This window comes from Stenotrophomonas sp. 89682_Sma (genome assembly GCF_056481405.1).
Window position 1 is genome coordinate 4,506,943 of record NZ_CM151147.1, and the last position, 20,000, is coordinate 4,526,942.

General features: G+C 68.2%; 16 protein-coding genes. 9 read left to right on the forward strand and 7 right to left on the reverse strand.

Annotation, left to right across the window (positions count from 1 at the left end; all coding sequences use genetic code 11):
• Window positions 1-69: 69 nt before the first annotated feature.
• Both ACZK29_RS20755 and ACZK29_RS20760 read right to left on the reverse strand, forming a co-directional pair.
• Window positions 70-570 (reverse strand): hypothetical protein, encoded by a 501-nt coding sequence (locus tag ACZK29_RS20755; RefSeq protein ID WP_164147064.1) that lies wholly within the window; start codon window positions 568-570, stop codon window positions 70-72.
• A gap of 23 nt (window positions 571-593) precedes the next feature.
• On the reverse strand, window positions 594-1,964 hold the full coding sequence (locus tag ACZK29_RS20760; protein WP_478446457.1) for a chloride channel protein: 1,371 nt from the start codon (window positions 1,962-1,964) through the stop codon (window positions 594-596).
• Between the two features lie 203 nt (window positions 1,965-2,167).
• On the opposite strand from ACZK29_RS20760, the gene bioB reads away from it, so the two are divergent.
• The 5 genes from bioB to bioC all read left to right on the forward strand — a co-directional run bounded on the left by bioB (window position 2,168) and on the right by bioC (window position 7,005).
• Window positions 2,168-3,211 (forward strand): biotin synthase BioB, encoded by a 1,044-nt coding sequence (gene bioB, locus ACZK29_RS20765; RefSeq protein ID WP_099473531.1) that lies wholly within the window; start codon window positions 2,168-2,170, stop codon window positions 3,209-3,211.
• Between the two features lie 67 nt (window positions 3,212-3,278).
• The gene (bioF, locus tag ACZK29_RS20770) at window positions 3,279-4,502 is read left to right on the forward strand and encodes an 8-amino-7-oxononanoate synthase (RefSeq protein ID WP_111205031.1); all 1,224 of its coding nucleotides are present in this window, start codon (window positions 3,279-3,281) and stop codon (window positions 4,500-4,502) included.
• 17 nt (window positions 4,503-4,519) lie between these two features.
• Window positions 4,520-5,299 carry a pimeloyl-ACP methyl ester esterase BioH gene (gene bioH / locus ACZK29_RS20775; RefSeq protein ID WP_212561681.1) on the forward strand — a complete coding sequence of 260 codons (780 nt, stop codon included), beginning with the start codon at window positions 4,520-4,522 and terminating at the stop codon, window positions 5,297-5,299.
• 29 nt (window positions 5,300-5,328) lie between these two features.
• Complete coding sequence (locus ACZK29_RS20780; protein ID WP_111205033.1) at window positions 5,329-6,108, forward strand: SDR family oxidoreductase; 780 nt, start codon at window positions 5,329-5,331, stop codon at window positions 6,106-6,108.
• A 12-nt stretch (window positions 6,109-6,120) separates the two neighbouring features.
• Window positions 6,121-7,005, forward strand: coding sequence for a malonyl-ACP O-methyltransferase BioC (gene bioC, locus ACZK29_RS20785; RefSeq protein ID WP_111205034.1), 885 nt, complete (start codon window positions 6,121-6,123; stop codon window positions 7,003-7,005).
• A gap of 162 nt (window positions 7,006-7,167) precedes the next feature.
• Here the strand turns inward: bioC and ACZK29_RS20790 are convergent, their stop codons facing one another.
• Together ACZK29_RS20790 and ACZK29_RS20795 are read right to left on the reverse strand one after the other, a co-directional pair.
• Complete coding sequence (locus ACZK29_RS20790) at window positions 7,168-7,812, reverse strand: YdcF family protein (RefSeq protein ID WP_164147076.1); 645 nt, start codon at window positions 7,810-7,812, stop codon at window positions 7,168-7,170.
• Window positions 7,797-8,759 (reverse strand): pyridoxal-phosphate dependent enzyme, encoded by a 963-nt coding sequence (locus tag ACZK29_RS20795; protein ID WP_111202323.1) that lies wholly within the window; start codon window positions 8,757-8,759, stop codon window positions 7,797-7,799. Before ACZK29_RS20795 ends, ACZK29_RS20790 begins: the two co-directional genes overlap by 16 nt.
• A 159-nt stretch (window positions 8,760-8,918) precedes the next feature.
• Between ACZK29_RS20795 and ACZK29_RS20800 the strand changes: the two genes are divergently transcribed.
• Together ACZK29_RS20800 and mnmG are read left to right on the forward strand one after the other, a co-directional pair.
• Window positions 8,919-9,410 carry a hypothetical protein gene (locus tag ACZK29_RS20800; protein ID WP_100443712.1) on the forward strand — a complete coding sequence of 164 codons (492 nt, stop codon included), beginning with the start codon at window positions 8,919-8,921 and terminating at the stop codon, window positions 9,408-9,410.
• A gap of 555 nt (window positions 9,411-9,965) precedes the next feature.
• On the forward strand, window positions 9,966-11,855 hold the full coding sequence (mnmG, locus tag ACZK29_RS20805; RefSeq protein WP_111202324.1) for a tRNA uridine-5-carboxymethylaminomethyl(34) synthesis enzyme MnmG: 1,890 nt from the start codon (window positions 9,966-9,968) through the stop codon (window positions 11,853-11,855).
• Window positions 11,856-11,987: 132 nt separating this feature from the next.
• Here mnmG and smeC read toward each other — a convergent pair whose 3' ends face one another.
• The 3 genes from smeC to smeA are packed head-to-tail and all read right to left on the reverse strand — an operon-like array spanning window position 11,988 to window position 17,758.
• Window positions 11,988-13,403, reverse strand: coding sequence for a multidrug efflux transporter outer membrane subunit SmeC (smeC, locus tag ACZK29_RS20810; protein ID WP_164147063.1), 1,416 nt, complete (start codon window positions 13,401-13,403; stop codon window positions 11,988-11,990).
• On the reverse strand, window positions 13,400-16,549 hold the full coding sequence (smeB, locus tag ACZK29_RS20815; RefSeq protein ID WP_164147062.1) for a multidrug efflux RND transporter permease subunit SmeB: 3,150 nt from the start codon (window positions 16,547-16,549) through the stop codon (window positions 13,400-13,402). The genes smeC and smeB overlap by 4 nt, the downstream gene beginning before the upstream one ends.
• A gap of 12 nt (window positions 16,550-16,561) precedes the next feature.
• Window positions 16,562-17,758: a multidrug efflux RND transporter periplasmic adaptor subunit SmeA gene (gene smeA, locus ACZK29_RS20820; protein WP_164147075.1), complete on the reverse strand. Its 1,197-nt coding sequence runs from the start codon at window positions 17,756-17,758 to the stop codon at window positions 16,562-16,564.
• A gap of 118 nt (window positions 17,759-17,876) precedes the next feature.
• Here smeA and baeS point away from each other — a divergent pair, with 118 nt between their 5' ends.
• Together baeS and ACZK29_RS20830 are read left to right on the forward strand one after the other, a co-directional pair.
• Window positions 17,877-19,280 (forward strand): sensor histidine kinase efflux regulator BaeS, encoded by a 1,404-nt coding sequence (gene baeS / locus ACZK29_RS20825; RefSeq protein ID WP_478446458.1) that lies wholly within the window; start codon window positions 17,877-17,879, stop codon window positions 19,278-19,280.
• On the forward strand, window positions 19,277-19,966 hold the full coding sequence (locus ACZK29_RS20830; RefSeq protein ID WP_019337017.1) for a response regulator: 690 nt from the start codon (window positions 19,277-19,279) through the stop codon (window positions 19,964-19,966). The genes baeS and ACZK29_RS20830 overlap by 4 nt, the downstream gene beginning before the upstream one ends.
• Window positions 19,967-20,000: the final 34 nt, after the last annotated feature.

Consider the following 20,000-nt stretch of genomic DNA (forward strand, 5'->3'; position numbering starts at 1 on the left):
GATTGATCGCGTTGATGGAAGCAATGAATGTCGTCTATCAGTTGCGTGCCTGCGTTGGGGCGAACCCGCTCAACACATCTCAACGGCTGCCAACGCGGTCTCGAACCTGCGCTGGCCTTCTTCACCCCACCAGGGAACGGTCATCACGCCACCCCGTCGCTGCAACTGGTGCAGAAGGAGCAGGAAGGCCTGGACCTCCCGCTGGCCCCATGACGATCCCATGCGGTAGTCGAGCGTCAACCCATGGCGCATGACGAGCACACCCAGTTCTGGCAGAAGAACGCCGCCGCAGGCAATGTCTGCAAGGCCGACATGGAAGGGTTCCACTTCGCCCTGGAGAACGCGTCGCGCGTCGCCCGGTCCCATGAACGGCTGACCACGATCTTCCGCACGGTGCCAGAGTTGCACGCTTCCAGAACCCGCGACGCGGGCACCGCAGGCAAACAGATAGGCGAACGCATCGGCCGTCCCGGCGGCCTCACGGTACGCGAGCTCCACTTCCGGAAGCGAGCCATCATCGGTGACGAAGTAGCACCGCAACGTCGCCAACACCTCCTGTCGGAGGAACATTGCTGCTCCAGGCTGCATTGCTCCTAGTCATCTCCATTTTCACGGGTGCGGGAGGTTCGCACGGCAGGCGCCTCGACAGCCACATCTCCAGCCGTTTTCGGCACCATCAACAGCTCCGCCAACCCGCGATAGATCGGTACCCTGCACACCAGCCCGGACACACCACGGGCGATCAGCACCGTCGCCAGGATCGGCAACAGCAGGTCGCCACTGTCGGTCAGCTCCAGCGAGATCACCGCCGACGTCAGCGGGGCCTGGGTAACGCCGGTCAGGTAGGCACACATGCCCAGCAGCACGAACGCGCGCGGGTCCACGCCCGGCATCAGCACTGCCAGGTTGTGGCCGAGTCCCGCGCCGACCGCCAACGCAGGCGAGAACAGGCCACCGGGAATGCCCGCCACGTACGAGGCCAGATTGGCCAGCAGCTTCATCAACCCGAACTCGTGGCCGACCATTGCCTGGCCCTGCACCAGGCTGCGCGCCTGCTCGTAACCGGTGCCGAACGCGCCTTCACCGAACACCAGGGCGAGCAGTACCACCACCAGGCCACAGCCTGCGGCCAACAGCACCGGATGCCGCTGCCGCAGTAGCCCGAGCCAACGCGGGCGACCCGCAGCGCTGGCCAGCACCGCACGTGCGAACAGCCCGCCCAGCAGCCCCGCCACCACGCCGCACAGCAGGATTGCCAGCCAGCCCTGGCCCAGCGGCAGGCGTGCGCTCACATGGCCGAAATAGGTGTAGTTGCCCAACAGACCGAGCGATACCACGCCACCGACGATCACCGCGGTCAACAGGGTGCCGGAGAAGCGATGTTCAAAACGGCCGCTGAGCTCCTCGATGGCGAAGACGATGCCCGCCAGCGGCGTGTTGAACGCCGCCGCAATACCGGCAGCGCCACCGGCCAACAGGAAGTGCGAGAGCTCGCGCGGATCCTTGAAGCCGAACCAGCGGCCGAACAGGTACATCAGGCTGGCGCCCACATGAACCGTCGGGCCCTCGCGGCCGACCGATGCACCACCCAGCAACGACAGCGAGGTCAGCAGCAGCTTGCCGGCCGAAACCACGGGTGACAGGTTGGTTTTCCGGAACGGCTCATCGGCCTTGTCCAGCGCAGCGATGACCTGCGGAATACCGCTGCCCCGCGTGGGTTTCAGCACGCCGGAGGTCAGCCAGGCCAGCAGTGCGAAGATGCCCGGCGTGAGCAGCAGGGCCCACCACGGCGAGTGCGAGGTGATGCGCTGGAACAGATGGAAGGCCGCATCGCTGGCCTTGGCGAACAGGATCGCCACCAGCGCCACGGCCACGGCACCGCCCCAGAGCGCGGCGCGGCGGCGCCAGGCCTCGCTGAGGACCAGCGCGGTGATGCGGCCGCGAAGGCGATGGAGATCGGTCATGCAGGACAGTCTGGACACGTCGGAGGTCGACGGACAGCGGCCACTGTGGCTGAACGCCTTGCAGGATGCGGTGAAACGCGGCGTGTCCGCCGGGGGTGACTGGGCGGGCACGCCGTAAACCAAACTATGTACACGCTAGTTGACAGTCTTTCTCGACCCACCCACACTGCCGCCCTCGCTCCACTCGTACCCAAGGTCCCGCCATGGCTGCTGCCATCCGCCACGACTGGCAACACGACGAACTGCAGGCGCTGTTCGATCTGCCGTTCCCCGAGCTGCTGTTCCGCGCCGCGGCGGTCCATCGCGAGCACTTCGACCCATCGCAGGTACAGGTGTCCACGCTGCTGTCGGTGAAGACTGGTGGCTGCCCGGAAGACTGCGCGTACTGCCCGCAGGCGCAGCGCTACAACACCGGGGTGAACGCGCAGAAGCTGATGGAGACCGATGCGGTGCTGGCCAAGGCGCGCCAGGCCAAGGCCGCCGGCGCCTCGCGTTTCTGCATGGGCGCCGCATGGCGTTCGCCGAAGGACCGCGACATCCCGAAGGTGGCGGCGATGATCGCCGGGGTGAAAGCACTGGGGCTGGAAACCTGCGCCACGCTGGGCATGCTCAGCAGCGAGCAGGCGCGCGCGTTGAAGGATGCGGGCCTGGATTACTACAACCACAACCTCGACACCGCGCCGGACTACTACGATTCGATCATCCACACGCGCCAGTACCAGGACCGTCTGGATACGCTGGAGCACGTGCGCGATGCCGGCTTGAAGACCTGCTGCGGTGGCATCGTCGGCATGGGCGAGACGCGCGCGCAGCGCGTCGGCCTGCTGCTGGCGCTGGCCACGCTGCCGGCGCATCCCGATTCGGTGCCGATCAACAAGCTGGTGCAGGTGGCGGGCACGCCGCTGCATGGCAGTGCCGAGCTGGACCCGTTCGAGTTCGTGCGCATGATCGCAGTGGCGCGCATCGCCATGCCGCGCTCGATGGTGCGGCTGTCGGCCGGGCGCGAGGCGATGAGTGACGAACTGCAGGCACTGTGTTTCCTGGCCGGTGCCAACTCGATCTTCTACGGCGACAAACTGCTGACCACCGGCAACCCGGAGAGCGAGCGCGACCTGGCTTTGTTCGCCCGGCTGGGCCTGCAGCCGATGGCGGTGCAGGTGGATGCCGAGGGCCATGACCACGGCGGCACCGTGCACGCCGATATCAGTGCCGATACGCCCGGCTGCGGCTGCGCTCACGCGGCCTGAGACGGGCCGCAAGCAGGCGCCGCGGCAACGCGCTACCCTAGCCGCCCCGTCGACGCATTCAGCCACCATGGCCCGCCCCGACCTGACCGCCCGCCTCCACGCCCAGCGCGCCCTGCGCGATGCCCAAGGCCGTCGCCGCCCGCGACGCACGGTCACCCGTCGCGATGGCGTGCGCCTGGAAGTGGACGGCCAGTGGCTGACCGGCTTCTGCAGCAACGACTACCTCGGCCTGGCCCAGCAGTTCAGCGTGGTCAACGCGCTGCAGGACGCCGCCGCACGCGAAGGCGCTGGCGCCGGTGCCTCGCACCTGGTCTGCGGCCATCATGCCCTGCATGAGGCGCTGGAACGCGAGGTGGCCGAATGGCTTGGCTATCCGCGTGCGCTGCTGTTCGGCAGTGGCTTCGCCGCCAACCTGGCGGTGCAGCAGGCGCTGCTGAGCGAAGAGAACGATGTCTGCGTACAGGACAAGCTCAACCACGCCAGCCTGCTCGATGCCACCCGGTTGGCCGGTGCACGCCTGCGCCGTTATCCGCACCTGGATGCGGAAGGCGCAATGCGTCAGCTCAAGCATGCGCCCGATGGCGCGGCAATGCTGGCCACCGATGGTGTTTTCAGCATGGATGGCGACATCGCACCGCTGCGTGCATTGTCGCTTGTGGCACGCCTGCAGCAGGCGCTGTTCTATGTGGATGATGCGCACGGTGTAGGCGTGGTCGGTGATGGCCGTGGTGCCGTGGCCGCCGCCGGACTGGGCGTGGACGATGTGCCGCTGCAGCTGGTCACGCTGGGCAAGGCACTGGGCGGTTCCGGTGCACTGGTGCTGGGCCGCGACGACCTGATCGAGCATCTGGCCGAGACCGCACGCCCGTACATCTACACCACCGCCGTGCCACCAGCGATGGCCGCCGCTGCGCTTGAAGCGGTGCGCCTGGCGCGCAGGGACAACTGGCGCCGTTCCAAACTGGCAGATCTGATCGCGCTGTTCCGCAGCGAAGCACGCCGCCATGGGCTGGACCTGATGGCTTCGGACACGCCGATCCAGCCGCTGCTGTGCGGCGATGACCACACCGCCGTGGCCATGTCCACGGCGTTGGAACAGGCCGGCTGGCTGGTCGGTGCGATCCGCCCGCCGACCGTGCCGGAAGGCAAGGCGCGCCTGCGGGTGACGCTGTCCGCGCTGCACACGCCGGAACAGGTGCGTGGCCTGGTCGAGGCCATTACCAGCGCGCGTGAACGCGTGGCCCTGGCCGTGCGTGAAGCCGCGCCACCGCCGCTGCCTGCATTCGCCTGAGTTCCGCGTCGTTGCCCATGCATATTGAAGTCACCGGCCGTGGGCCGGACCTGGTAGTAATTCACGGCTGGGCCCTGCAGGGCGGTGTGTTCGCGCCGCTGGTGCAGCGCCTGGCGGACCAGTTCACCCTGCATCTGGTCGACCTGCCCGGCCATGGTCACAGCCGCGAGGACACCACGCCGCTGCGCCTGCCGTTCGTGGTCGGTGCCATTGCCGCGGCTACGCCGCCGGCGGTGTGGTGCGGCTGGTCACTGGGCGGCCTGTTCGCATTGCACGCGGCGGCCACGCTGCCAAAGGTGCGCGGGCTGGCGATGATCGCCGCCACGCCGCGCTTCGTGCGAGGCGATGACTGGCCGCACGCGGTGGAGCCGGCGGTGTTCGAGCAGTTCGGCCGCGAGCTGGCGACCGACTTCGGCGGCACGCTGGAACGCTTCCTCGCGCTGGACGTAATGGGCTCGGCACACGCCCGCGAGGAGCTGCGCACCCTGCGCCAGCGCCTGGTCGAGCGCGGTGCGCCCACCGAACGCGCCCTGCTGGAAGGCCTGCGCCTGCTCGAAAGCACTGACCTGCGCGGCGCACTGCCAACGCTGGGCAAGCCCAGCCTGTGGATCGCCGGCCAGCGTGACCGGCTGGTGTCTCCGGTGGCGATGCAGGCCGCCGCAGCACTGGCCCCGGGTGCGCAGGCGCTGACCATCGCCCACGGCGGCCACGCGCCGTTCCTTGGCCATGCCGACGAAGTGGCCGCCGCCCTGCAACACTTCGTTGCCGCCCTGTCGCCGGCTGATGGCGGACAATGAGCACCTTCCGAATTCCGCAGGACTGACGCATGGATCTGGGTATCAACGGCCGCTGGGCACTGGTCTGCGGCGCCAGCAAGGGGTTGGGCCTGGGCTGCGCACGTGCACTGGTGCGCGAGGGCGTGAACGTGGTGATCGTGGCGCGTGGCGAGGCTGCACTGCAGGTCGCCGCCGACGAACTGCGTGCACTGCCCGGTGCCGGTGGGGTACGCGCCGTCGCCGCCGACGTCACCACCGAGGCCGGCCGCACTGCCGCGCTGGCCGCCTGCCCGCAGGTGGACATCCTGGTCAACAATGCCGGTGGCCCGCCGCCGGGCGATTTCCGCACCTTCGAGCGCGAGGATTGGATTGCCGCGCTGGATGCCAACATGCTGGCGCCGATCGCGCTGATCCGCGCCACCGTGGACGCGATGATCGAGCGCGGCTTCGGCCGCATCGTCAACATCACCTCGTCGGCGGTGAAGGCACCGATCGACATCCTGGCGCTGTCCAACGGCGCGCGCAGCGGCCTGACCGGTTTCGTCGCCGGCCTGTCGCGCCGCACGGTGGCCCACAACGTCACGATCAACAACCTGCTGCCCGGCCAGTTCGACACCGACCGCCTGCGCGCCAACTTCGCCCACAGTGCGGGCAAGGACGGCGACGCCGCGGAAGTGGCCGAGCGCCGCCGCCAGCAGATTCCCGCCGGCCGCTTCGGCACGCCGGACGAGTTCGGCGCCGCCTGCGCCTTCCTGTGCAGTGCACAGGCCGGTTACCTCACCGGGCAGAACCTGCTGATCGACGGCGGCGCCTACCCCGGTACGTTCTAAGAGAGTTTCGCAATGCCGTCCCACTTCGATGCCCGCCATGTCCGCCGCGCGTTCGCGCGTGCCGCCAGCAGCTACGACGCCGCCGCCGCCCTGCAGCGCGAGGTGCAGTCGCGGCTGATCGAATCGCTGGACTACCTGGAGGCACGCAAGCCCGAGGTGGTGCTGGACATCGGTGCCGGCACCGGACACGCCAGTGCGCTGATGAAGAAGCGCTGGCCGAAGGCACAGGTGATCGCGTTGGACGTGGCGCTGCCGATGCTGGACCAGGCCAAGCGCCAGGCCAGCTGGTGGAAGCCGTTCCAGCGCCTGTGCGGCGACGCCGCTGCGCTGCCGCTGGCCGACAACAGCGTGGACGTGATCTTCAGCAACCTGTGCCTGCAGTGGGTGGACGACCTGCCGGCGGTGTTCGCCGGGTTCCGCCGCGTACTCAAGCCCGGCGGCCTGCTGCTGTGCTCGACCTTCGGCCCGGAAACGCTGATCGAACTCAACGAAGCCTTCGCCGCCGCCGACGACCGCCCGCACGTGAGCCGCTTCGCGCAGATCGCGCAGTTCGGCGATGCACTGATGATGGCTGGCTTCCGCGACCCCGTGCTGGACCGCGATCTGTTGACCCTGACCTACGACGACCTGCCCTCGCTGATGCGCGAGTTGCGCGCGATGGGCGCAACCAACGCGCGGGTAGACCGCCGCCATACCCTGACCGGTCGCGGGCGTTTCGCCGCGGCCGCGGCCGCGTACGAACCGATGCGTCGCGCCGACGGCAAGCTGCCCAGCAGCTGGGAAGTGATCTACGCCCACGCCTGGGCACCGGACCCCGGCGCCCCGATCCGCGAAGGCGGGCATGACGTGGCCGCGGTGCCAGTGTCGGCGATTCCGATCCGCCGCAAGCAGACCTGACTGTCTGGTAGTGTCGGCCGCTGGCCGGCAAACCTCACGATTCCATGGTGGGCATCTGCCGGCCAGCGGCCGGCACTACCGCATGCCACGCCGATCAGATCGCGGTACCGCCAGCATTGTGCCAACCAAGGTTGGCACCCACCCAAAGCAGGCGGCCGCCGCTCAGGTATTGGCCGGCGAACTCAGCGGCGGGCGCACCAGATCACGGTGGAAGAAGTAGATCTCCTGCACCAGGAAGCGCCAGCTGGTATGGAAGCTGCGGAAACGCGTGCTGGGTGTGGACGAGGCCAGCGCATCGATGCCCAGCGCCTTGCTCAGGCGCAGCGCGCGTGCCATGTGCAGCGGGTCGCTGACGATGATCACCCGGTGCAGGTCGCGCTGGTCCATCAAGCGCTTGGCTTCCACCAGGTTCTGCACGGTATTGCGCGAGGCGGTCTCGATCAGGATGGCGTCGTCCGGCACGCCATGCTTCAGCGCGTAGCGCCGCGCTACCTGCGATTCGGAGAAGCGCGCACCGGTGCCACCATAGCCACCGGTGAAGATCAGCAGCGGCGCATAGCGTGCTTCATACAGATCCAGCCCATGGCGGATGCGTTCTTCGAACACCGGTGACGGCTTGGCGTCATAGGCGGCGGCACCCAGCACGATGATGGCGTCGGCCTTGGCGGCCTGGTCGCGTTCACCCACCCAGACGATCCAGGCGGTCACGCCCAGCAGCCAGATCACCAGCAGCACGAACAGCCGCCACAACCAGCCCAGCAGGCCGGTGCGTTCGCGATGCCACCCGCGGCTCACGCCGCCCCCCAGCGCAGCGCTGGCAGGTCGACGTTGCCGCCGGACAACACCAGGCCCACGCGCAGGCCGGCGAAGCGCTGCGGCTGCGCCAGCACCGCAGCCAGCACGGTGGCCGAGGAGGGTTCCACCACCTGCTTGAGCACGTCCCACAGCAGGCGCATCGCCGCCAGCGTCGCGGCGTCATCGACCACGATCACCTCGGCACCGGCGGCGCGCAGCAACTCGAAATTGGGCGCGCCGATCAGGGTACGCAGGCCATCGCAGATGGTGTCCGGGGTGAACGCGCCCTGGCGCTCGCCGATGGCCAGCGAGCGCGCGGTGTCATCGGCACCGGCCGGCTCGGCCAGGATCAGACGCGTGTGCGGACTGGCGTGCTGCAGGGCCAGCGCGGTACCGCTGGCCAGGCCACCGCCGCCCACCGGCACCACCAGCACATCGAACGGGCCGTCGCTGTGCAGCAGTTCCAGGGCCGCAGTGCCCTGCCCGGCCATCACCGCCGGGTCCGTATACGGATGGACCAGGGTCGCGCCGGTATCGGCCTGCACCCTGGCACAGGTGGCCTCGCGGTCGGCGATGGTCGGCGGGCAGCGCCAGAGCGTGGCGCCGTGGCGGGCGATGTTGGCCAGCTTGGCGGCCACCGCCCCTTCCGGTACCACCACATGGCAGGGGATGCCCCGGGTGCGTGCGGCCAGGGCCAGCGCGGCACCGTGGTTGCCGGAGGAATGGGTCACCACGCCAGCAATGGCACGATCAGCATCAAGCGACCACACCGCATTGCAGGCACCACGGAACTTGAATGCGCCACCGCGCTGCAGGTGCTCGGCCTTGAATGCCAGCTGTGCGTCGGTCATCGCATCGAGCGTGCGCGAGCGCAGCACCGGGGTCACGCTGGCATGCGGGGCGATCCTCGCAGCAGCAAGCAGGACGTCATCGGCGCGGGGCAACAGTGAATCGCTCATGACGCAAGATTAACGTATGCCCCTGCGCTGGCGACCGGGGCACAGGTCATGCCAGCATGCAGGCCTACGCCTCCATTCATCCTGGCCAGCCGAATTAAGGGCCGATTCAATGCCCGCGCACGAAGCTGGCTGCACACCCGTCCTCTGGGGGGACCCACCATGAAAATGCGCCTGTTGCTTGCCGGTGGCCTGTTGCTGGGCCTGACTGGCTGCACCACCTACGACTATGTGGGCGGTGGCCGCGGTGGCGGCTACTACCACGGCGCGCCGTCGGTGGAGTACCGCTACCCGGCCGGCTATCCCTACAACTACGGCTACCCGTACTACGGTGGCTATGGCGGCTATTACGGCGGCTATGGCAACCCGTACTACTCGCGCCCGATCTACCGCCCGCCGCACAACCACCGCCCGCCGCCGCGTCCGCCCGGCAACGGTGGCGAGAACCGTCCGCCGCCGCCGCCGCGGCCGTCGTACAACGGCGGTTCCCCGTGGCGGAACATGGATTCGATGCGCCGCCCGCCGCAATCGAACATGCAGCCGCCGGCGCCCGCGCCACAGGCCCGCCCGGCCCCGGCACCGAGTGCGCCGAGGATGAACGGTTCCCCCTGGCGCAACATGGATCGTGCGACGCAGCGCACAGTTGAGCGCTGAACCGTCTTGCATTTCACACGGTCTAAGCCGCAATCTACGCGGACAGTGACGGCCCGCGTCACAAAGTGACAAAAACGACACGGGCCGCCGCAAAAAGCTCTACGTCGATATCCGACAGGAACATCTGGATCCCCCCTGTTCCGGCCCTGTCGGATGTCGGCACCTCTGAAGGCAGACGGCCCCGCAATGCGGGGCCGTCTGTTTTGGGGACAAGCCAAGCGCCATTCGCGCAGGCCCGGTTTCAGTAGAGCCACGCCATGCATGGATGAAGCTCTCCCGGCAGCCCTGAAAAAAAACAGGGCCGGACAGTCCCCCGACTGCCGGCCCTCTGCTCCCCCATCGTGCGCCTGTACCGGCCCCTGTTCCAATTCCGGTCACGGGCGCCTGCGGCGCCAGCCACGATGGGTGCTATTGGGTTATCTGCAAAAATCCTGCCAACTTTAGGGCCGATTTCGCCGCCAACTGACCGGCGCCGGCGTCCGGACCCCGAATGGCGCTAAAATCGCCACCCCGGCGCCGCCCCCGGCCGCGCCTGCCCCAAGCTGAACAGCCCCCATGAACCCGTCTTTCCATCGTTACGACGTCATCGTCATCGGCGGTGGCCACGCCGGCACCGAAGCCGCGCTGGCCGCAGCCCGTACCGGCGTGCGCACCCTGCTGCTGACCCACAACATCGAAACCGTGGGCGCGATGAGCTGCAACCCGGCCATCGGCGGCATCGGCAAGGGCCATCTGGTCAAGGAAATCGACGCTCTGGGCGGTGCGATGGCGCATGCCGCCGACCGCGCCGGCATCCAGTGGCGCACGCTCAACGCATCGAAGGGCCCGGCCGTACGTGCCACCCGTTGCCAGGCCGACCGCAACCTGTACCGCATGGCGATCCGCGCCATCGTCGAAGGCCAGGCCAACCTGACGGTGTTCCAGGCCGCGGTCGATGACCTGGTCATCGAAGGCGATGCCGTGCGCGGGGTCATCACCCAGACCGGGCTGCGCTTCGACGCCGAGGCGGTGGTGCTGACCGCCGGCACCTTCCTGGCCGGCAAGATCCACGTCGGCCCGACCCAGTACGCCGCCGGCCGCATGGGCGATCCGCCGGCCACGACGCTGGCCGCGCGCCTGCGCGAGCGTCCGTTCCAGGTCGACCGCCTGAAGACCGGCACGCCGCCGCGCATCGATGGCCGCTCGCTGGATTACAGCGTGATGGATGAGCAGCCCGGCGATTCGCCGCGCCCGGTGATGTCCTTCCTCGGCTCGGTGGACGAGCATCCGCAGCAGGTCAGCTGCTGGATCACCCACACCACGGAACAGACCCACCAGATCATCCGCGACGCGCTGCACCGCTCACCGCTGTACAGCGGCCAGATCGAAGGCATCGGCCCGCGCTACTGCCCGTCCATCGAGGACAAGGTGGTGCGCTTCGCCGAGAAGGCCAGCCACCAGATCTTCGTCGAACCCGAAGGCCTGGGCATCGTCGAGATCTACCCCAATGGCATCTCCACCTCGCTGCCGTTCGACGTGCAGCTGGAGATGGTGCGCAGCATCCGCGGTTTCGGGAACGCGCACATCACCCGCCCCGGCTATGCGATCGAGTACGACTTCTTCGACCCGCGTGGGCTGAAGGCCTCGCTGGAAACCAAGCTGGTCAACGGCCTGTTCTTCGCCGGCCAGATCAACGGCACCACCGGCTATGAAGAAGCTGCCGCGCAGGGCCTGCTGGCCGGCCTCAACGCCGCGCGCCAGGTGCGCGGGCTGGACGGCTGGTGCCCGCGCCGCGACGAGGCGTACCTGGGCGTGCTGGTGGATGACCTGATCACCCACGGTACCAACGAGCCGTACCGCATGTTCACCAGCCGCGCCGAGTACCGCCTGCAGCTGCGCGAGGACAATGCCGACCAGCGCCTGACCCCGGCCGGCCGCGAAATGGGCCTGGTGGACGACCGCCGCTGGAACGCGTTCGAGACCAAGCAGGCCGCCGTGGCCGCCGAGCGTGCGCGTCTGGGTGCGCTGTGGGCGACCCCGGCCAATGCGCTGGGCCGTGAAGTGCAGGAAACGCTGGGCGTGGCGGTCAGCCGCGAAACCAATGTGCTGGACCTGATCAAGCGCCCCGAGCTGGATTACGCGCAGCTGATGCAGGTGCCGTCGCTGGGCCCGGCCGTGGCCGACGGCAAGGTGGCCGAACAGGTGGAGATCGGCGTGAAGTACGCCGGCTACCTGGATCGCCAGCGCGAGGAAATCGAGCGCCAGCAGCGGCATGAGGCCACGCCGATCGCCGAGGCGTTCGACTATGCGACCGTGCGCGGGCTGTCGGCCGAGGCGCTGCAGAAACTGGAGCGCGTGCGCCCACAGACCATCGGCCAGGCGCAGCGCATTCCGGGCATGACCCCGGCGGCGATCTCGCTGCTGCTGGTGCACCTGGAGCGGGCGCGCCGCGGCCGCGTGGCGTAAGCGGTCGCACCTGCCTCTGGTGGGTGCCGACCTTGGTCGGCACAAATCATCCGATCGCGATGCTGCATGCATGTGTGCCGACCAAGGTCGGCACCCACCGGAGCGGAACACACACCCACATTGGCGAACGCGTTACCGTGCGTCCGTGCCACCGCCCAGCACCTTGAACAAGGTCACCCGGTTGCCCGCTTCCTGCTGCTGCAGCGCGATCAGGTCCTGCTGCGCGGCATACAGGCTGCGCTGTGCATCCAGCGACTGCAGGTAGCCGTCCAGCCCGGTGCGGTAGCGCGCATCGGCCAGCGTGTAGCTGCGCTGGCTGGCCGCCACCAGCGCGCGCTGAGCGTCCATCTGCGCGGTCAGGTGGTCACGCGTGGCCAGCGCATCGGCCACTTCGCTGAAGGCCTGCTGGATCGCCTTCTCGTACTGCGCGATGCCGATGTCCTTGCCGATCTTCGACGCATCCAGCGACGCCTTCAGTGCGCCGGCATGGAAGATCGGCGCGGTGATACTGGGCGCGAACGACCAGCCACGGGTACCAGCCGAGAACAGCGTCGACAACGCGGTGGAGCTGTGGCCGTAGTTGGCAGTCAATGTCAGCGTCGGGAAGAACGCGGCGCGCGCGGCGCCTATATCGGCATTGGCCGCCTGCAGCGCATGTTCGGCGGACAACACGTCCGGGCGTTGCAGCAGCACGCTGGAGGGAAGATTGGCAGGCAACGGGGCCAGTGCCACGCTGCCCTCCAGCACCTGCGCGGTCGGCAGCAGGGCCGGATCCAGCGGCGCCCCCACCAACAGCTGCAATGCATCGCGATCCTGCGCCTGCTGCGTCTGCAGCTTGGCGAGCGCGCCGCGCGCGGCTTCCACGCTGGTCTGCACCTGCGACAGGTCCAGCCCCGAGGCCAGCCCCTGCGCATGGCGGGCCTCGGTGCGCTGCAGGGTCTGCTGCTGGCTGTCCAGGGTCTGTTGCGTGAATGCCAGTGACTGCCCATCGGCGGCCAGCGCCAGCCACGCCGTCGCCACTTCGGCGACCAGGCTGGTGCGCGCCGCGCGCTGGTTCTCGGCACTGGCCAGCCAGTTCTGCAGGGCTTCGTTCTTCAGGCTGCGGATGCGCCCGAACAGGTCCAGCTCCCAGCTGCTGATGCCGACCTGTACCGCGTCGGACTCGGTCACCTGGGTGGCCCCGGTCTCACTGTTGGCATCGCTGACCCGCGAACGGGTGACGCTGCCGCTGGCATCCACCGACGGCAGCAGCGCCGCGCGCTGGATGCGGTACTGCGCACGCTCCTTCTCCACCTGCAGCATCGCTACACGCAGGTCGCGGTTGTTCTGCAGCGCCAGCGCGATCACCTGCTGCAGGCGCGGTTCCAGGAACACCTCACGCCAGGCCGGCATCGCCAACGCCGGCTGGGCCTCGCCGGTGGCGGCATTGCCGAACTGCACCGGCACCGGTGCCTCGGGCCGCTGGTAATGCGGGGCCATGCTCACGCAGCCACCGAGTACGGTGGTCATCGTCGCGGCCGCCAGGGCGCGCAGCAGCATCGGCTTCATGGGCGTGCCTCCGGGGCAGTGGCGTGGGTCGCTGCGCGCCCCGGGAACAGGCGGCGCACCAGCAGGTAGAACAACGGCACGAAGAACATGCCCAGCACCATCGAGGCGACCGTACCGCCGGCCACGCCGGTACCCAGTGAACGGCGCGCCGCCGAACCGGCACCGGTGGCGAACACCAGCGGCAACACGCCCATCAGGAACGCCAGCGAAGTCATCACGATCGGCCGCAGCCGCAGATAGACCGCCTGCAGGATCGCTTCGCGGGTGCTCTTGCCCTGCTGTTCGAGGATGCGCGCGAACTCGACGATCAGGATGCCGTTCTTCGCTGCGAGACCAATCGTGGTCAGCAGGCCGACCTGGAAGTACACGTCGTTGTTGAGGCCACGCAGGTTCATCATCAGCACGGCACCGAACACGCCCACCGGCACCGCCAGCATCACCGCGAACGGCACCGCCCAGCTTTCATACAGCGCGGCCAGGCACAGGAACACGAACAGCAGCGAGATGGCGTACAGCATCGGCGCCTGGTTGCCCGACAGCTGTTCCTGATAGGCCATGTCCGACCAGGCATGGCTGAAGCCCTCCGGCAGTGTGTCGGCCAGACGCGCGATCTCGGCCATCGCTTCGCCGGAGCTGACACCCGGTGCAGGCTGGCCGGTGATCTCCATCGCCGAGATCCCGTTGTAGCGCTGCAGTGCGGCCGGTGCGCTGGTCCAGTGCGTGCTGACCAGCGACGACAGCGGCACCATCTGCCCGGCCTGGTTGCGCACGCTCCAGCGCTCGATGTCCTGCGGCTGCATGCGTGCTTCGGCCGTGCCCTGGATGAACACCTTCTTGATGCGGCCCTTGTAGATGAAGTTGTTGACGAAGTCGCCGCCCAGCGCCGCGTTCAAGGTGTCATTGATGTCCTGCGGATTCACGCCCATGGCCTGCGCCTTGGCGTCGTCCACCTTCACCGCGTACACCGGTGCATCTTCCAGGCTGGCATAGCGCACGTTGACCAGCTTCGGATCCTTGGCAGCTTCCTTCAGCAACGTGTTGCGTGCAGCCACGGCGGCGGCATGGCCGGCGCCGCCTTCGTCCTGCAGTTCCAGGGTGAATCCGCCCGCATCACCCAGGCCGAGGATGGCCGGCGGCGAGGTGATGAACACCTGCGCATCGGGCACGCTGGCCATGGCCTTGGTCAACCGTGCGGCGATGGTATCGGCATCATCCTTGCGGTCATCCCAGTCCTTCAGGCGGATGAAGGCCTGGCCGACATTCTGGCCGCTGCCGGTCACGCTGAAGCCGGCGGTGGCCTGGATCGACAGCACGCTGTCGTCCTTTACTGCGGCGGCACTGAGGCGATCCATCACAGCACGGGTCTGTTCCAGCGTGGCGCCGGCCGGCAGCTTCACCAGCGCGTTGAGCATGCCCTGGTCCTCGTCGGGCAGGAACGCGCCGGGCAGGTGCCACAGCAGCAGGCCGGTGACCACGCTCAGCACCAGGTAGAACACTACGCCGAGCGTGCGCCGACCGAGGAAGCCATCCACCCGACGACGCAGGCCGTTGGAGGTGCGCTCGAAACGGTGGTTGAACCAGATGAAGAACTTGCCCAGCAGGCTCGGTTCGCCGCCGTGGTCGCCGTGCGGATGGCCGCCCTTGGGAATCTGGTGCAGGATGCTGCCGCACAGCGCCGGGGTGATGGTCATCGCCACCAGCACCGACAGGATCATCGCTGCCGCAATCGTCACCGAGAACTGGCGGTAGATCACGCCGGTGACGCCGCTGAAGAACGCCATCGGCAGGAACACTGCGGTCAGCACCAGCACGATACCGACCAGCGCGCCGGTGATCTGGCCCATCGCCTTCAGCGTCGCCGGCTTCGGCGCCAGCCCTTCGAAGGTCATCACCCGTTCCACGTTCTCCACCACCACGATGGCATCGTCCACCAGCAGGCCGATGGCCAATACCAGCGCGAACATGGTCAGCGTGTTGATCGAATAACCGAACGCGGCCAGCACGCCGAACGTGCCCAGCAGCACCACCGGCACTGCGATGGTCGGGATCAGGGTGGCGCGCCAGTTCTGCAGGAACAGGTACATCACCAGCACCACCAGGATGATCGCCTCGATCAGGGTGATCACCACTTCCTTCAGCGAGATGGTCACGAACGGCGTGGTGGTGAACGCCAGGTGGGCGGTGTAGCCATGCGGCCAGTACTTCTGCAGCTGTTGAAGCCGTGCATCGATGGCCTTGGACACGGCGATGGCATTGGCACCGGCATTGAGTTCGATACCCAGCGACGCAGACGGCTTGCCGTTGAAGGTGCTGATGCTGTCGTAGCTCTCCGGGCCCAGGCCGATCTTCGCCACGTCGCCCAGATGCACCACGCTGCCGTTGGCATCGGCCTTCAGCACCACCTGCGCGAACTGTTCGGGCGTGTGCAGGCGGCTGCGCGCGGTCACCGTGGCGTCGAGCTGCTGGCCCTTCAGCGCCGGCTGGCCGCCGAGCTCACCGGCCGAGACGTCGGTGTTCTGTGCCTGCAGCGCGGTCTCGATGTCCGACGGCATCAGCGCGTACTGGCGCATCTTCTCCGGGTCCAGCCAGATGCGCATGGCGTACTCCTGGCCGATCGGCTGGATGTTGCCGACACCGCTGACGCGGCTGATCTGGTCATCGATGCGCGCTTCCATGAAGTTGGCGACATCGAAGTTGTCCATGCTGCCGTCTTCGCTGGTGAACGACAGCACCTCAAAGATCGAACCACTGGACTTGGTGATGGTCAGGCCGTTCTGCTGCACCGCCTGCGGCAGCGTGGCCATGGCCGCCTGCAGCTGGTTCTGCACCTGCACCTGCGCGGTATCCGGGTTGGTGCCGGTGGCGAACACCAGGTTGACCTGCGCCGAGCCATCCGAGGCACTGGTCGAGGTCATGTACATCAGGTGATCGAGGCTTTGCTGCGACTGCTCGATGACCTGGGTGACCGCGTTCTCCACGGTCTGCGACGAGGCACCGGTATAGGTGGCGCGGATGGTGATGGTCGGTGGGGCAATCTGCGGGTAGCGGTCCACCGGCAGGATCAGGATCGCAAGCAGGCCGAGCAGGCTGACCGCGATGGCGATCACCCAGGCGAAGATCGGCCGGTCGATGAAGAAACGAACCATGCGCGGCAGGCCTCAGTGCGACTTTTCGTCGGTGTTGCCGTTCGGGTCGATCGCCGGCATCGCCGCCAGCTGCGCCGTCGTGGCCGCCACCGCCTTCACCTGCTGGCCCAGTGATACCGCACTGCCGTTGCTGACGATCACCCTTTCGCCGGTCTTGAGACCATCGGTGATCTGCCACTGGTTGCCGACCACCTGGCCGGTGCTGACCCGGCGCTCGACCACATGATCCCTGGCGTCGAGCAGGCGCAGCAGCGGCTCGCCGCGTTCGTTGCGCGTCACCGCCTTCTGCGGCACCAGCAGCGCGCGCGCGTCGGTGGCCATCGGCAGCACCGCCTTCAGGTACATGCCGGGCAGCAACAGGCCGTCCGGGTTCGGGATGACCGCACGCAGCACCACATTGCCGGTACCCGGATCGACCGCGCTGCCGACGAACTCCAGGGTGCCTTCGTGCGCATAGGTGCTGCCGTCCTCCAGCAGCACCTTCACCTGTGCCTTGCCATCGATGGCCTTCACCAGGCCGGCATCGAGCTGCTTGCGCAGCGCCAGCATCTGCGTACTGGACTGGGTGACATCCAGATACACCGGGTCCAGCCGCTGGATGGTGGCCAGCGCGGCGTCCTGCCCGGCCGCGACCAGCGCACCAGCGGTCACGCTGGAGGTGCCGATGCGACCGTCGATGGGCGCGGTCACCCGGGTGTAGTCGAGGTTGATGCGGGCGGCCTGCAATGCAGCGCGCGCAGCAATCACATTGGCCTGCGCCTGCTTCAGCGCCGAGGTGGCGTCGTCGGCATCCTGCTTGCTGGCCGCATCCATGCTCACCAGCGCGCGGGTGCGCTCGGCCTTCGGTTGTGCCGACAAGACGGTGGCCTCGGCCTGCGCCAGCTGCCCGCGGGCGGTATCGAAGGCCGCCTGGTAGGGCGCCGGATCGACCTGGTACAGCAGCTGCCCTGCCTTGACCTGCTGGCCTTCGGTGAACAACCGCTGGCGGATCAGGCCGCCGATCTGCGGCCGCACCTCGGAGATCTCGAACGGCACGGCGCGGCCGGGCAGGGTCTGCTGGAGTGCCAGCGGCTGCGCGCTGGCCGTGATGACGCCCACTTCGGGCATGGCCGGTGCTTCAGTCCTGCCCGCCGAACAGGCCGCCAGGGCCAGCAGCAGGGGCAGCAGCAGGGGACGCGGGGAACGGGACAGCGGGTGCAGGAGGGACATGGGGGGCGTGGGGGGCCTTGCGTTGACCCGTGCACGCTGCCGTGGAACTGTGCAGAGAATATGGAGATTGTGCGACCGGCTCAGCTGGCGCTTGCTTTCGGTGCCGCATGCGCCGCTAATGGCCTCCGCGATGGCGAAGATTCGACTCAAATTCGGCCTGACCGCGAAGACCTTCCTCGCGATCTTCACCGCCTGCCTGCTGGTGCTGGCAGTGAACGGTATTGCCAGCCGCGTGGCCTTCCAGACCGGCTTCCTGGACTACCTCAACGACCAGGGCGACCTGCGCATGCAGCGGCTGATGCCCCACCTGCAGCGCGAGTACCGTGAGCACGGTGGCTGGGGACATCTGCACGGTGATGGCGACCGCTGGGCGCGGTTGCTGCGCCCGGATCTGGCCCATGGGCACGAAGGACCGGTGCCGCCGCTGTCCGACCAGACCGGCGTGCCGTCGCGTCTGGGCCTGTTCGATGCGCAGCATCGATTCGTGGCCGGCAACCCCGACGCCACCAGCGATGACGAGCCGCATGCGGTGCAGGTGGACGGGCAGACCGTAGGTTGGCTGGGCATGGTGCCATTCCAGACCGTCATCGCCACCAACGACCTGAACTTCTACAACACCCAGGTGCGCGCCTGGTGGGTGATCGGCATCGCCCTACTGCTGGTGACGGTACTGCTGGCCTGGCTGGTATCGCGGGCGCTGCGCCAGCGCCTGGCCAAGCTGGCCGCGGCCACGCACCGGCTGGCGGCCGGTGACTACGCCACCCGCATCGAGCGCACCAGCGACGATGAGCTGGACGCACTGGTCAACGACTTCAACCGGATGGCGCAGGCGCTGGACGATACCGAGCGCAACCGCCGCGCCTTCATCGCCGACATCTCGCACGAGCTGCGCACGCCATTGGCGGTGGTGCGCGCCGAGCTGGAGGCGATCGAAGATGGCATCCGTCCGCTGGACCGCGCCAACCTGGTCGGCCTGCAGGGCGAGATCCGCCAGCTGGGCAAGCTGATCGACGACCTGCACGACCTGTCGATGACCCAGTCCGGCGGCCTGGCGTACCGCTTCGCGCCACTGGACCTGGCGGCGCTGCTGCGCAGCGAACTCAACGGCATGCGCGTGCGCTTCGCCAATGCAGGCCTGGCGCTGGAGGAAGATCTGCCCGCCATGCCGTTGCAGGTGTCCGGTGACGAGCGGCGCCTGCAGCAGGTGCTCGCCAACCTGCTGGAGAATGCACTGCGCTACACCCAGGCCGGTGGCCGCGTACTCGTGCAGGCAGCGCACGTGCCTGCCGGCGTGCAGCTGATCGTGGAAGACACCGCGCCGGGCGTGCCGGCCGACAAGTGCGCGCTGCTGTTCGAACGCTTCTACCGCGTGGAGAGTTCGCGCAATCGTGCCAGTGGTGGCAGCGGGCTGGGCCTGGCCATCAGCCACAACATCATCCTCGCCCACCACGGCGTCATCCACGCCGAGCCCTCGCCACTGGGCGGGCTGCGCGTGGTCATCACCCTGCCGGAGCCTGCATGAGCACGTCGCCCGCCACGTCCGCGAAGATCCTGATCGTCGAGGACGAGCCACGCCTGGCCTCGGTACTGCGCGACTACCTGGCCGCTGCCGGCATGGCCAGCGAGTGGGTGGACGACGGTGGCCAGGTGATCGACGCGTTCGCGCGCTACCAGCCCGATCTGGTGCTGCTGGACCTGATGCTGCCGCAGCGCGACGGCGTGGACCTGTGCCGCGAACTGCGTGCCAGCAGCGATGTGCCGGTCATCATGGTCACCGCACGGGTGGAAGAGATCGACCGCCTGCTGGGCCTGGAGATCGGTGCCGACGACTACATCTGCAAGCCGTTCAGTCCGCGCGAAGTGGTCGCTCGGGTAATGGCGGTGCTGCGCCGCTACCGCCCAGACCCCGGTGCGCGCGCCAACGGCGGCCTGCACATCGACGAGCCGGCCGCACGCGCCACCTGGAACGGCAAGGGCCTGGACCTGACTCCGGTGGAGTACCGCCTGCTGCGCACGCTGCTGGCCACGCCAGGCCGGATCTGGGCGCGCGATGAACTGCTCGACCGGCTGTACCTGGACCATCGCGTGGTGGTCGACCGCACCGTCGACAGCCATGTGCGCAACCTGCGCCGCAAGCTGGCCGACGCCGGCATGGAAGGCGAGCCGATCCGTTCGGTGTACGGCATGGGCTACAGCTACGAGCCATGATCGCGCTCGCCGGGCATGGCCCGGCGAGCGCAGC